This is a genomic window from Alkalibacterium gilvum, assembly GCF_900109085.1.
Lineage (GTDB): Bacteria > Bacillota > Bacilli > Lactobacillales > Carnobacteriaceae_A > Alkalibacterium > Alkalibacterium gilvum.
The window spans coordinates 97765-110954 of the sequence record NZ_FNYW01000002.1; the positions used below are offsets into that span (position 1 = coordinate 97765).

Below are 13190 nucleotides of genomic sequence, written 5' to 3' on the forward strand. Positions count from 1 at the left end.
AGACTAAGAAAGGAGCGCATATGCGTTTAGATAAATTACTTGCCCATAGCGGTTTAGGTACTAGGAAAGAAGTAAAGAAATTATTGAAGAAAAAAATTGTTGAGGTGAACGACGAAGTAATCGTTAATCCTAAAACACATGTTGATCCCGAGACAGATTCAATCAAAGTTGGAGGAGAAAGCATTGATTATCAAGAGTTTGTTTACTTTATGCTGAACAAACCTCAAGGCGTTATTAGCGCAACAGAAGATCACGTTCACGAAACCGTTCTAGATTTATTGGAGCCACAAGACAGTTTACAAGAACCGCATCCGGTAGGCCGGCTAGATATTGATACTGAAGGCCTGCTCGTTTTAACGAATGATGGAAAATTAACCCACCGTCTTCTTTCGCCTAAACATCATGTTAATAAAAAATATTTTGCAGAAGTCGAGGGAGTGGTGACAGAGGACGATATTCAGACGTTCAAAGAAGGAATCACCCTAGTCGACGAGCATGAAGAGTTTGTAACGATGCCAGCTGAATTGGTTGTTCTAAAAACAGATAAATCAGCCAAAACATCAAAGGTAGAAGTCATTATTCAAGAAGGAAAATTTCACCAAGTGAAGCGTATGGTAAGGGCAGTAGGTAAAGAAGTCATTTACTTGAAACGTCTTTCGATGGGAGATTTGGAACTAGATCCAAAACTCGAATTGGGTGCCTATCGTCCGTTGTCCAAGGAAGAAATCGATTTACTAAATAATAAATAAGGAAAAGACATGAACAGTCAGAAGCTCTCATTTAATGGTTCGAGAGACTCAACGTGACTGATTCATGTCTTTTTTTGGATAAAAAAATTTCAAGACGAAAGACGAGTGAATCGCAGTTAAAGAGGTGCTCACTCAAGCAGTTGGCGTTACTGAGTGCGACATTTTGATCTCAAAAGTGTTCACTCAAATGGTTGGCGCTGCTGAGTGGGACATTTTATTCTGAAAAGTGCACACTCAAGCAGTTGGCGCTACTGAGTACGACATTTTGCTCCTAAAAGTGCAAACTCAAACGGTAGGCGCCGCTGAGCACGACATTTTGATCTCAAAAGTGTTCACTCAAATGGTTGGCGCTGCTGAGCACGACATTTTATTCTCAAAAGTGCATACTCAAATGGTTGGCGCTGCTGAGCACGACATTTTGCTCTCAAAAGTGCACACTCAAATGGTTGGCGTTACTGAGTACGACATTTTATTCTGAAAAGTGCACACTCAGTTCGTTGGCGCTACTGAGTACGACATTTTATTCTGAAAAGTGCACACTCAGTTCGTTGGCGCTACTGAGTGCGACATTTTATTCTGAAAAGTGCACACTCAAGCGGTAGGCGCTGCTGAGTACGACATCTTACTCTCAAAAGTGCATACTCAAAATGTTGGCGCTACTGAGTACGACATTTTGCTCCTAAAAGTGCATACTCAAGCGATTGGTACTACTGAGCACGACATTTCGTTCTTGAAAGTGCACACTCAAGCGGTTGGTGCCGCTGAGCGCGACATCTAAACGATTCATCGCATTATTAAGCTGTTCTCTTGGCGTTTTTACAAGACAAAAGTATTTAGAGAAAGAGCGAGAAAGCCGGCAGTGATGTAAGCAGCCGCGATACTAAGTGTCCAAATCGTTTTCTTTTTTTCATAAGCATACTCTTCATCTGAATATTCACCGCTGGCTTTAGGTATCTGCCAAAGCGTAAATACAAACATGGAAGCAATCCCTAAGAAATAGAGTAACTGGAAATTCAAATACATTAGCAAGAAACCAAGAAGAAATGTCCATACACTAATCCAAAGCAATTTCTTATTCATTTAATATCATCCTTTGTTGTAAGTTAGTCACTTAACAAGTGTAGCGTTAATATAAATGAATCGCAATCGAAAATAGTATGAACACTAAGCAAAAAATATTTATTTCCTAGAAGAGACCGATTAGATCCAACGTCTATTTTGATCTTTCGTGAACTCTTTCATGACAGTTGGTATTTGTTCAATGATTTTTGTCGGCAAGGTAACATACTGAGTCAGGCTCAAATCATCCGCAATATAACTGTGCAGGTAAACAGCTGAAAGGACACCTTCTTTGATTGTATCGAATTGAGGTACGAAACCACCAATCATGCCAGCTAGAGCATCACCCATTCCACCAGTAGACATTGATGGATTGCCAGTCGTGTTTTCCCATGTTTCTTCATCACAATAAATTTCTGTACGAGATTTCTTAAGTACAACAATGGCATTCAATTTTTTAGCATGATCCATATTAACATTATCGTACTGATCATCTGGAGATAAGCCAGTAAGCGTTCGCCATTCCCCCAAGTGAGGTGTCAGAATGAGCGTGGCAGAGGGTTCAGGAACTTCCTCATTGACATGGAGATAAATGCCATCGCCATCAACGAGAAGCGTTTGATGAGAAGAGACACTTTGATAAACAGTTTGTAATACATTTTTTGATATCTCTCCGCGACCAAGTCCGGGGCCAAGTACGATGATATCCACAGGTTCAACATGTTGCTTTAAGGCGTTCGTGTCCGTCATATCTACAAACATGGCTTCAGGCAGACGTGCATGCAAAGCTGATTTGTTGGATGGGTGCGTAGCGACTGTGACAAGTCCGGCTCCGCTGTAAACAGCCGCAGAAGCAGCAAGAATGATGGCTCCGCCCATATTTTCATTACCACCAACTAATAGCACACTTCCATATGAACCCTTATAACTATTAGGATTTCTCGTGGGCATAAACGTTCTGACTTTTTCCTTCGTAATTCTATCCATAATATAATCCTCCTAAAAAATATCCGTTTTGGTTACCTTAAGTGTAATACTTCTTACTAAAGGAATCACGTGTAAACCATCGAAAAGACTTCTGACAAAATAACGTCACAATAATTGGAGTTTTTCTAGATTAATGATAAAATGGTTAAAGAGAGTAAAATGAGTTACTCATTTAAGGAGGAAGATAGAATGACACAAAATATTGATTGGAAAGCAGAAGCAGCGAAACGTAAAGATTTATTTCTAGAAGATTTATTTAACTTACTGAAAATTGATTCCGTGCGTGATGACGAGAAAGCAACTGCTGAAGCGCCAGTAGGACCAGGCCCTAAAGAAGCACTAGAAGCTTTTCTTGAATTAGGAGAACGTGACGGCTTTGAAACGAAAAATGTGGATAGCTGGGCTGGGCACATTGAATACGGTGACGGCGACGAGCTGATGGGCGTTTTAGCTCACGTTGACGTGGTTCCAACAGGTACTGGCTGGGACACGGATCCATTCGAACCGGTTATTAAAGACGGTCGTTTGTATGCCCGTGGTTCAAGTGATGATAAAGGACCTGGCGTTGCCGCATACTATGCACTTAAAATGATTAAAGAACTCGATTTACCTGTTTCCAAAAAAGTACGTTTCATCATCGGTACAGATGAAGAAAGTGAATGGAAAGGAATCAAACATTATCTCGAAACGGAACAAGAACCTGACTTTGGTTTTTCTCCTGATGCCACTTTCCCAATCATAAACGGTGAAAAAGGAAACGCAACAGTATATATTGAAACAAAAGGCGCAGTAGATGGCGGATCAGAGGAATTAATTCAGTTCGAATCAGGCCTACGTCCAAATATGGTTCCTCAAGATGCTGTTGCTGTTGTTAAAAGTAAAAATGCAGAAGCGGTACAAGCCGGCCTAGCAGACTTCTTGGATGGCCTACCTGTCACAGGTGTAGCGGCTGTAGAAGGTGACCAGGTAACACTTGAGGTTACAGGTAAAGCTGCTCATGGAAGTAAACCTGCAAGTGGTGTGAACGCAGCAACTTATCTTGCTCGTTACTTGTCAGACTTCGATTTTTCAAAAAATGCCAAAGATTTTCTTGAATTGACAACTCTTTATCTACATGATGATCCAAAAGGTGAAAAACTAAACATCGCTATCACAGATGAAATCATGGGTGAGCTTACTTCAAATCCTGGCGTCTTTGCTTTCAGAGCTAACGAAGGCGGAAAAATCACTGTGAACATGCGTTACCCACAAGGAACAACAGAAGATAAATTGTTTGAGTCATTTAAAGAGAAACTTTCTGACTATGAAGTGACTTTATCTAAAGCTGACGGCAAAGTACCACACTATGTACCAGCCAATGACCCACTCGTGACAACACTTCTAGATGTGTATGGTAGACAGACAGGCTTGGATGCACATGAAATGGTTATCGGCGGCGGCACGTACGGTCGCTTGATGAAACGCGGTGTTGCATATGGTGCGATGTTCCCGAATAGCGTTGACACGATGCACCAGGCTAATGAATTTATGGCTGTGGACGATTTAATGAACGCAATGGCAATTTACGCTGAAGCAATTTATGAACTAATTAAATAATCCGAAAGAAATAATGACATCTCCTTTACTTTTTTAATAGTGAAGGAGATGTTTTTTACATAAAAATATATATATTTTTAAAAAATGAGTCTTTCGCACGATTAACTATGTTATACTTAATTAAAACAGGTCAAAAGGAGACCATATATGAAAAAAATAATATCTGATAGTTTTCGCTCCTTAGGTTTATTTATTAAAGAAAATAAAGCAGCAGCAAGTATGATAGTTGGACTCACGCTTCTCTTGTTTATCATCATTACCGTCGGTATCGGAAAAACACAAGACCCGGTATCAAGTCAAAAGTTTAAAGCGGCTGATGCAGTAGAAGCGGATGGAAGTAGTGAAGAAACGGATGAAAAATGGCTTGATGAGTTGAAAAAATCATCCCAAGAAACAACCTCGGATGAAGAAGAAAACGAAAACACAGAAGAGGATGAGATTTCTGAAAAAGATGAAGAAATAGTAGAAGAAAGCGAAGAGGAGACTGAGGTACTAGAGGAAAAAGAGACTGAAGAGAATGAAATCGAGCAAGCTTCTGACTCTAGTTGGACACCACCTAAAAAGAATAATCAGTCCAATAAATCAAATTCTAGTAACAGTGGAAATTCAAGCAATTCAAATAATTCAAGTAATAAAGGGTCAAGCTCAGCTGGAAGTAAACCTTCTCAAAAACCTGTTAAGAAACCCGGTGATACAAGTGGAAGTACTGACACTGACGACACTTCTAATGGGGACGGAGATAAGGATAGCAGTACAAGTTCTGACGAAAATAATGATGTGAGTGAAAAACCTGGTAAAGATGATGAACCTGATGAACCAACGATTGAAGATGAAACAGATGACACAGCAGATGAAGATAAAGAACCGACGAAGCCGTCTGACACTGAAGATGAAGAAAAGCCGACGCCACCTGAAGAGTCAGAAACTCCAGATCCAAACGAAACAGAAGACGATAAAGTAACTGAAGAAGATTCAAAGAATGACAAAGAGAACAAGGAAGACTCTGATAAACCATCTAAAGGTGAAAAGAAAGAAAAAGAAAAAGCCGATCAATAAGCTATGTAGAGAATTAGTTAAATTGAATCAATATATCGATTATGTAAAGCTAGCCTTGCGCTAGCTTTTTCATTATTGAAAGGAAAAGTGAAAAGGGGCCTTTAAATGTCGTGCTCAGCAGAGTCAACCGCTTGAGTGAGCACTTTTGAGAACGAGATGTCGTGCTCAGCAGCGCCAACCGTTTGAGTGAGCACTTTTAGGAGCAAAATGTCGTGCTCAGCAGCGCCAACCGTTTGAGTGAGCACTTTTGAGAACGAAATGTCGTGCTCAGCGGCGCCAACATTTTGAGTGAGCACTTTTAGGAGCAAAATGTCGCACTCAGTAGCGCCAACCATTTGAGTATGCACTTTTTAGAATGAGATGTCGTGCTCAGTAGCGCCAACCATTTGAGTGAGCACTTTTGAGAATAAACTGTCGCACTCAGCGGCGTCAACCGTTTGAGTGAGCACTTTTGAGAATAAAATGAAAGCTTTGGCGGCCCAAAGCTCCCCCCCCCCAAAAAAATCAAAATAAAAACCGATGCCGTCCTATCGTAAGCAAGAGAGCATCGGTTTCACTTAATTATTGATTAACATTCCCGTAATCAACAGGCCAGGTTTCGCCTTCATTCAGAAGGATGTGCCCCGATTCATACGGTTCATTATCTAGCGTCAAAAGAACCTCATCAACATGGTAATAATCACCAATAGTATTGACAATCCCTTGAAGAGTCATTGCCTCTATGCCAGAACCAGCATTCATCGCAGACAAATCAGTAGAAAAGTCAACATGGACCACACCATCTTGGCGCAAATACATGAAATTGATTTCCGTACTTTCTTTTAGAATTTGGGATTCTTCAGTATCAGGTGTTTGTCCTTTGAGAATCTCAGCCATAGCTAATCGAGCCGGTTCATTAGTCTCAAGTTCCATAGTCACTGTCGATTTGTCTAGTCCCAACGCCTGGTCGTCAATACTATAGACCGTTATAGGAAAAGCTTCTGGTGTATCCGCAGCTTGTGTGCTAAGCGTTGATGTAACAGTGATCGTGTCGTCATCAGATTTGAAAATTTGTTCAATCAATCCGATATCTTTACCATAGTAGTCAATGGTTTCACTATTATTTTCATACTGTCGAGTGACCTCGATAGCTTCTATACTACCCAAAGGAAGATCTTTATTCACAGAAACATCCGTAATTTCTGAAGTCGATCCGTCTGGACTCTCCCAAGAATGGCCTAATTCCAAAGGTTTTTGAAGGATAATTTGAAAATTACCTTGCTCACTTTCTAAGCCCGTATCAACAAAGTCCTCCCGAAAATAGGTTTCAGCTCGAACAAAGCTTTCTTTAATCTCATCATCAGAGTAGTTGTAAACGGTGACGACATCTGTTCCAGCTGTCGATTCCACCATCTGTAAGGAATCCTCTTTAACAAATTGTGGATAACGGGTAAAGGGGGCAAACTCATTGCCGTCACCTTTGTAATCCAATAAAGTATTCTCCAATTTCGGGAACCAAACTGTTAAGTCTTGGTCTATTTCAGCTTCATCATCTTCAGAATTCTCTTCATCAGTTGCTTCATCTGAAGGCTCATCTGATCCACTTTCGTCAGACAGGTTTTCATCTGAGTTCACAGCATTTTCAGAATCCGTTTCTGTATCAGACTCTCCAAACAAACCGCAGCCACTTAGAAATAAAGTTGTAACCAAGAAAGAGGAGAGCAGCCGTCTCATTTTGAAATGCTTCATTAAAAATCACACCTTTCAATTAGTCATGAACAGTGAGAGTTAAAAGTTTAAATCCAAAGCGACACGGTAAATCTCGCGAGAAACATCCAGCGTTTGATCGCCGCGTTCAGAAATAGCCTCTTTTCCGTGTATATCAAGTTGCTTAACAAGCGTATCGATATCCTCTTCTTTAACATCAACTTCAGAAAGATTCGTTGGCATATCAATCGACTTCAAGAAGGCAACGGTTTTCAAAATAGCTGTATCAATTTTTTCTTCTTCAGATCCTTCAGTGATACCCCAAACATTTTCAGCATATTGAACAAGTTTATCCCACTTTTTCAGTTTACGGACGACCATTACAGCAGGTAGAATTGCCGAAAGACTGCGGGCATGATCCGTTTGGTTAAGTGTTGTGATTTCATGTCCCAAAGCGTGTGTCGACCAGTCACCCGGTACGCCTCTAGAAAGCAGACGGTTCAGAGCAAGGGTTGCAGTCCACATGTAATTCGCACGTAGGGCATAATCATGATTATCTTCATCAATCACATCTGGGCCAATAGTAATCAGAATACGTAAAAGACCTTCGGCAAATTCATCTTGCACCTTACCATTCACAGGATAGGTCAAGTATTGCTCGATAATATGAATAAAGGAATCGGTTATGCCGTTTGCTAACTGACGCTTGGGCAAGGTGTAAGTCAGCTCAGGTTCCAATATTGAAAACTTTGGAAAGACATAAGGAGAGCCAAAACTGATTTTAGCTTTTTCCTTGTTGAAGTTTATGACGGCTCCATCGTTCATTTCTGAGCCAGTTGCAGGCAGAGTCAAAACAGTACCAAAAGGAACCGCTGATTTCACTGGCAATCCCTTGCCAACGCCTTGAGCAAAGATATCTTTTGGATCACCGTCAAAGTTAATTGCTGCGGCTATAAATTTTGTTCCATCAATAACTGAACCGCCGCCCACAGCGAGAAGGTAGTCATAATGCCCCTCCTTAAACTGTTCCACAGCCTCCATACAAGTCTCAAATGTTGGATTGGCTTCAATGCCACCAAATTCACCAACAATATGATGTTGCAAGGCTTCTTTCACTCGGTCTAATGTACCAAAGCGCTTCACACTCCCGCCACCATAAGTAATCAATACTTTCTTACCATCAGGAATAAGGGTTTGTAATTCATTGATCTTATTCTTACCAAATATAATGTTCACAGGATTATAATAGTTAAAATCTAACATTGCTTTTTCCACACTTTCGTCCTCCTTTGATTGTAATTCAAGTATAGCATAACTTATCAAAAGGCTTAAAAGAGATGCAAGAAATTTAGGTGTTAAATTCTAAGCGTTATTGCTAAAGGACAAAGCGCCTACCTACTGAATCAGAACGTATTTATCCCATGGAGGTCATTATATTTCAGTTTCAGAAGTATTCTAATCGTGTTAAAATAAGGGGGCTATGATAGACGGATTAAATGAAGGAAGCATGCGTTTGTCAGAAGATATGTATGGGAGGATAACTTTGTCAAATACAGAATCGGAGTTACAGCACACACCTTTATACTCGTATTATAAAGAGAATAATGTAAAATTAATTGACTTTGGATCATGGGCGTTGCCTATAAAATACACCAAATTAAGTGAAGAGCATCAAGCAGTTCGTGAAGATGCAGGTATGTTTGAAGTGTCACACATGGGGCAAATCAAAGTTTCAGGAGAAAAGGTGGAGACCTGGCTCAATAAATTGATTACTAATGATTTAAGAAATATGGCTATTGATCAGGCTATCTATACCTTGATTACCAATCCATCTGGTGGAATTTTAGATGATATTCTCATTTTCAAGTTAACGGAAAGAGATTTTTTACTGACACCGAATGCGTCTAATACAGATAAAATATGGCAATGGCTACTTAAACATCAGGATGAATCAATCAAACTGACTGATTTATCAAAAGATATCGGTTTAATAGCTGTTCAAGGGCCTAAAGCAAAAACCATTGTATCAGAAGTCTTTGGGAATGAAGCCTCGAATATCGATAATTATCATTTCAAACAACACGTTTATGTTGACGGCTTAGATGACGTTTTACTTGCGCGTACAGGTTATACTGGGGAAGATGGCTTTGAGTGTTATGTGAAATGGGACCAGACAGAAACACTCTGGAGAGCATTCCTAAAAGCAGGGGAACCGCACAAGTTGAAAGAATGTGGGCTGGGTGCGCGTAACACCTTACGCCTTGAAGCGGGCATGCCTCTTTATGGGCAAGATTTGTCCGAAGAAGTGACGCCACTGGAAGCAGGACTAAGGTTTGCAGTAAAATGGAATAAACCAGAACCCTTTATTGGACAAGAAGCACTGGAAAGACAGAAAGAGTCAGGAACGACTTATTTATTACGTGGCTTTGAATTAAAAGGGCGAGGCATTGCTCGTTTGGGCTACCCTGTATTCAACCAAAATGACGAAGAAATTGGGGTTGTAACGTCTGGGACCCAATCGCCAACGTTAGGAAAAAGTATCGGCTTCATGCGTATTAAAAAAGCTGGACTCAAACTAGGGGATACAGTGAAAATTCAAATCAGAAAAAATAAAGTGTATGCTAAAATAACCAAGAAAAATGTTTTATCAAATTAATTCAATAAAAAAGGAGAATGCAAAATGACAGATACAGCTAAACTATTTTATACAAAAGAACATGAGTGGATCGAACAGATTAATGATGATTATGTACGTATCGGGATCACTGAATATGCTGTCGAACAATTGGGAGACATCGTTTTCGTTGAATTGCCTGAAGTGGATACAGAGTTATCTGAAGAAGATGAATTTTCTACGGTGGAATCCGTGAAATCAACCTCTGAAATCTTCGCCCCCGTTGCAGGAAGTATTTCAAAAGTTAATAGTAGTCTAGAAGATGAACCTGAACAAATGAACGACTCACCTTATGAAGAGGGCTGGCTCATTGAGTTGCAGCTTAAAGAGACTGTCGATACCTCAAAATTATTGGATGAAAAAGCATATCAGGACTATCTGACTACGCTGTAAAGAGGAGTTGTAGAAAGACGAGGTCTAAATCCCTTTTCTTTCTACTTTTTAATATAATTATGAAAAATTAAAGTGTGAGAAGTCACATGAGGAGTGGTTGATTTGGATAAGCAACACCGGTATTTACCTACAACAGAAGAAGACCGAAGCGAGATGCTAGAAGCGATTGGTGTATCGTCCATAGACGATTTGTTTTCTGATATACCAGAGTCGATTCGGGTAACAGAAGATAAAACGGTTGAATTAAAAAAAGCGCTAAGTGAGCAAGCGTTGACCAAGCACATGAAAAGGTACGCTGATTTAAACGTCTCAACAGACTCTCATGCCTATTTTTTAGGAGCGGGGACTTATGATCATTATATACCAAGTGTGGTTAACCATGTTTTGCTACGCTCGGAATTTATGACAGCTTATACCCCCTATCAGCCAGAAGCTAGCCAAGGTGAACTCCAAGCACTCTTCGAATTTCAGTCGATGATATGTGAATTGACCGGAATGGATGTTGCCAACTCAAGTCTCTATGATGGTTTTACGTCATTAGGTGAGGCATGCAATTTGGCAGTGGGGGCGACAAAAAGGAATGAAATCATTTACTCCAAAGCGATTCATCCACAGGCGAAGGAAGTTTTAAAGACCTATGCATATGGAATGGCATACAAGGTTTTGGAAACAGAATTGGATAAGACGATGACTGATTTAGACGACTTAAAACAAAGTATAAACGAGCAGACGGCTGCTGTTATTATCCAGTACCCGAACTTCTACGGGACCATCGAAGATTTAAAAGCAATTAAATCCTTGTGCGAGACAACGAAAACACTGTTGATTGTAATGGCCAATCCTCTGGCGCTGGCCCTTTTAAATGCACCAGGAAAGCTTGGGGCAGATATTGTTGTAGGGGACACCCAGCCTTTAGGCCTTCCGATGAACTTTGGTGGTCCGCATTGTGGTTACTTTGCTGTAAAGAAAAAGTATATGCGTAAAGTACCAGGACGTATTGTCGGACAAACAACGGATAAGGAAGGAAAGCGTGGGTTTGTAATGACTTTACAAACGCGGGAACAGCATATAAGACGTGACAAGGCAACCTCTAATATGAGTTCCAACCAAGCACTCACAGCCCTGGCCAGTTCTGTATTTATGTCTACCTTGGGAAAAGTTGGGCTGACAGAAATGGCTCAACAAAATCTAAATCATGCCCATTACGTTAAAAATAAATTAAAAGAAAAAGGCTTAGACGTTATTTCTGAGGAGAATGTCTTCAATGAGTTTGTTGTTCAATGCAAGGAACCGTTAGATAAACTATCTGACAAACTTTTGAATGAGAATATCGTCTCTGGTTATGATGTGTCAAAGGATATCGGCATAGAAAATGCCCTGCTTTTATGCGTTACTGAAAAACGTACCAAAGAAGAGATGGATACATTGATTGATGTTTTAACAAAAGGGGTGAATTAGATGCATACAACCTATAGTGATTTAGTTTTTGAACTATCTAAAAAGGGACGCAAGGCTTACAGCCTTCCAGAATCATCTATCCCAAATGTGGATCTTGAAGCCATTCTTCCTACTCATTTACACAGAGAAACCCCGGCTGACTTACCTGAGATTTCTGAACTTCAGGTCATGCGTCATTATACAGCCTTATCAAATAAGAATTTTGGTCTGGAAACAGGCTTCTACCCATTAGGTTCTTGTACGATGAAGTATAATCCTAAGGTCAATGAAGACATTGCGCGCTATAGTGGGTTTTCAAATATCCATCCACTACAGCCATTGAAGACAGCTCAAGGAGCACTTGAAGTGATGTATCATTTGGAAGAAAGCTTAAAAGAAGTAACCGGTATGGATGCTATTTCACTTCAACCAGCAGCGGGTGCCCAAGGTGAATGGGCGGGGCTTTTAATTTTCAAAGCCTACCATGAAGCTCGAGGAGAAGGAGCCATACGTCGTAAAATATTGGTTCCCGATTCTGCTCACGGAACGAATCCAGCCAGTGCTGTCGTAGCAGGTTTTGATGTTGTTGAAATAAAATCCAACGCAGAAGGACGCGTCAGTGTTGATGCGCTGAAAGAGGCCATTGGTCCGGACACGGCAGGTTTGATGCTTACCAATCCGAATACACTTGGCTTGTTTGAAGTGGATATTGTTGAAATTGCTAACATTGTTCATGAAGCAGGCGGCTTACTCTACTATGACGGAGCCAATGCGAATGCTATTTTAGGCAAGTCAACACCTAAAGAAATGGGCTTTGATGTTGTTCACCTGAACTTACACAAGACGTTCAGCACACCCCATGGCGGTGGCGGACCAGGGTCTGGCCCAATTGGGGTCGTTGATTATCTGATTGATTACTTGCCATCACCACGGATAAAAAAAGAAAAACAGTCCTATACCTTATCTCATAAGCATGAGAAATCGATTGGTCGGGTCAAAGGGTATTACGGTAATTTTGGCGTGAACGTTCGTGCATATGCCTACATTCGTTCAATGGGATCAAAAGGACTCCAACAAGTCTCGGAAGATGCGGTCTTACATGCCAATTATTTGAAGGCACGCTTGTCGCCATACTTTGATACACCCTTTAAATCACTATGCAAGCATGAATTTGTGTTGAGTGGTACACGTCATAAAAAGCTCGGTGTAAGAACACTTGACATAGCCAAGCGTTTACTAGACTATGGCTTTTATGCACCAACCGTATATTTCCCACTGATAGTGGATGAGTGTCTGATGATTGAACCAACAGAAACGGAATCCAAAGAGACACTTGATGCCTTTGCGGACGCCTTAATTGAAATTGTTAACGATGTAAAAGAAAAGCCAGACCAGATCACAGGGGCCCCCTACACGAAGGCCGTTAAACGATTGGACGAAGTTGCTGCCGCAAGGAAACCGGTCGTGAGGTATCAAAAGGGAACACAAGCAAAGTAAAGAGGTAAGAGAAAAAGTCAGTTGTATTTAACAAGCAAATGATATGACATTACGTT

The 13190-nt window shown here is 40.6% G+C and carries 12 protein-coding genes; 7 read left to right on the forward strand and 5 right to left on the reverse strand.

Annotation, left to right across the window (positions count from 1 at the left end):
• Positions 1 to 20 precede the first annotated feature (20 nt).
• Entirely contained in the window at positions 21 to 749 is a 729-nt protein-coding gene (locus BMX83_RS01480; protein ID WP_091632305.1) for a pseudouridine synthase, read from the forward strand.
• An 816-nt stretch (positions 750 to 1565) separates the two neighbouring features.
• On the opposite strand, the gene BMX83_RS01490 is transcribed toward BMX83_RS01480, so the two are convergent.
• On the reverse strand, positions 1566 to 1829 hold the full coding sequence (locus BMX83_RS01490) for a hypothetical protein (RefSeq protein WP_091632311.1): 264 nt from the start codon (positions 1827 to 1829) through the stop codon (positions 1566 to 1568).
• A 120-nt stretch (positions 1830 to 1949) separates the two neighbouring features.
• Complete coding sequence (locus BMX83_RS01495) at positions 1950 to 2795, reverse strand: NAD(P)H-hydrate dehydratase (RefSeq protein WP_091632314.1); 846 nt, start codon at positions 2793 to 2795, stop codon at positions 1950 to 1952.
• Positions 2796 to 2984: 189 nt separating this feature from the next.
• Between BMX83_RS01495 and pepV the strand changes: the two genes are divergently transcribed.
• Positions 2985 to 4391: a dipeptidase PepV gene (pepV, locus tag BMX83_RS01500; protein WP_091632317.1), complete on the forward strand. Its 1407-nt coding sequence runs from the start codon at positions 2985 to 2987 to the stop codon at positions 4389 to 4391.
• A gap of 147 nt (positions 4392 to 4538) precedes the next feature.
• On the forward strand, positions 4539 to 5447 hold the full coding sequence (locus tag BMX83_RS01505) for a hypothetical protein (protein WP_091632320.1): 909 nt from the start codon (positions 4539 to 4541) through the stop codon (positions 5445 to 5447).
• A 101-nt stretch (positions 5448 to 5548) separates the two neighbouring features.
• Here BMX83_RS01505 and BMX83_RS01510 read toward each other — a convergent pair whose 3' ends face one another.
• The 3 genes from BMX83_RS01510 to BMX83_RS01520 form a co-directional block, all read right to left on the reverse strand.
• A complete protein-coding gene (locus BMX83_RS01510) occupies positions 5549 to 5782 on the reverse strand; it encodes a hypothetical protein (RefSeq protein WP_091632323.1) in 234 nt (77 codons plus the stop codon).
• A gap of 226 nt (positions 5783 to 6008) precedes the next feature.
• On the reverse strand, positions 6009 to 7175 hold the full coding sequence (locus BMX83_RS01515) for a GerMN domain-containing protein (protein WP_091632325.1): 1167 nt from the start codon (positions 7173 to 7175) through the stop codon (positions 6009 to 6011).
• 39 nt (positions 7176 to 7214) lie between these two features.
• The gene (locus BMX83_RS01520; RefSeq protein ID WP_091632328.1) at positions 7215 to 8408 is read right to left on the reverse strand and encodes an iron-containing alcohol dehydrogenase; all 1194 of its coding nucleotides are present in this window, start codon (positions 8406 to 8408) and stop codon (positions 7215 to 7217) included.
• 205 nt (positions 8409 to 8613) lie between these two features.
• Here BMX83_RS01520 and gcvT point away from each other — a divergent pair, with 205 nt between their 5' ends.
• The 4 genes from gcvT (at position 8614) to gcvPB (ending at position 13134) form a co-directional block, all read left to right on the forward strand.
• Positions 8614 to 9789 (forward strand): glycine cleavage system aminomethyltransferase GcvT, encoded by a 1176-nt coding sequence (gene gcvT / locus BMX83_RS01525; protein ID WP_245746609.1) that lies wholly within the window; start codon positions 8614 to 8616, stop codon positions 9787 to 9789.
• 24 nt (positions 9790 to 9813) lie between these two features.
• On the forward strand, positions 9814 to 10200 hold the full coding sequence (gcvH, locus tag BMX83_RS01530) for a glycine cleavage system protein GcvH (protein WP_091632331.1): 387 nt from the start codon (positions 9814 to 9816) through the stop codon (positions 10198 to 10200).
• A 102-nt stretch (positions 10201 to 10302) separates the two neighbouring features.
• Positions 10303 to 11658 carry an aminomethyl-transferring glycine dehydrogenase subunit GcvPA gene (gene gcvPA / locus BMX83_RS01535; protein ID WP_091632333.1) on the forward strand — a complete coding sequence of 452 codons (1356 nt, stop codon included), beginning with the start codon at positions 10303 to 10305 and terminating at the stop codon, positions 11656 to 11658.
• Positions 11659 to 13134: an aminomethyl-transferring glycine dehydrogenase subunit GcvPB gene (gene gcvPB, locus BMX83_RS01540; protein WP_091632336.1), complete on the forward strand. Its 1476-nt coding sequence runs from the start codon at positions 11659 to 11661 to the stop codon at positions 13132 to 13134. It begins immediately after the preceding gene.
• Positions 13135 to 13190 lie beyond the last annotated feature (56 nt).

Coding starts and splice junctions, on each gene's coding strand:
- BMX83_RS01480 (WP_091632305.1), top strand. CDS start 21: ATGCGTTTAGATAAATTACTTGCCCATAGCGGTTTAGGTACTAGGAAA.
- BMX83_RS01490 (WP_091632311.1), bottom strand. CDS start 1,829: ATGAATAAGAAATTGCTTTGGATTAGTGTATGGACATTTCTTCTTGGT.
- BMX83_RS01495 (WP_091632314.1), bottom strand. CDS start 2,795: ATGGATAGAATTACGAAGGAAAAAGTCAGAACGTTTATGCCCACGAGA.
- pepV (WP_091632317.1), top strand. CDS start 2,985: ATGACACAAAATATTGATTGGAAAGCAGAAGCAGCGAAACGTAAAGAT.
- BMX83_RS01505 (WP_091632320.1), top strand. CDS start 4,539: ATGAAAAAAATAATATCTGATAGTTTTCGCTCCTTAGGTTTATTTATT.
- BMX83_RS01510 (WP_091632323.1), bottom strand. CDS start 5,782: ATGGTTGGCGCTACTGAGTGCGACATTTTGCTCCTAAAAGTGCTCACT.
- BMX83_RS01515 (WP_091632325.1), bottom strand. CDS start 7,175: ATGAAGCATTTCAAAATGAGACGGCTGCTCTCCTCTTTCTTGGTTACA.
- gcvT (WP_245746609.1), top strand. CDS start 8,614: ATGATAGACGGATTAAATGAAGGAAGCATGCGTTTGTCAGAAGATATG.
- gcvH (WP_091632331.1), top strand. CDS start 9,814: ATGACAGATACAGCTAAACTATTTTATACAAAAGAACATGAGTGGATC.
- gcvPB (WP_091632336.1), top strand. CDS start 11,659: ATGCATACAACCTATAGTGATTTAGTTTTTGAACTATCTAAAAAGGGA.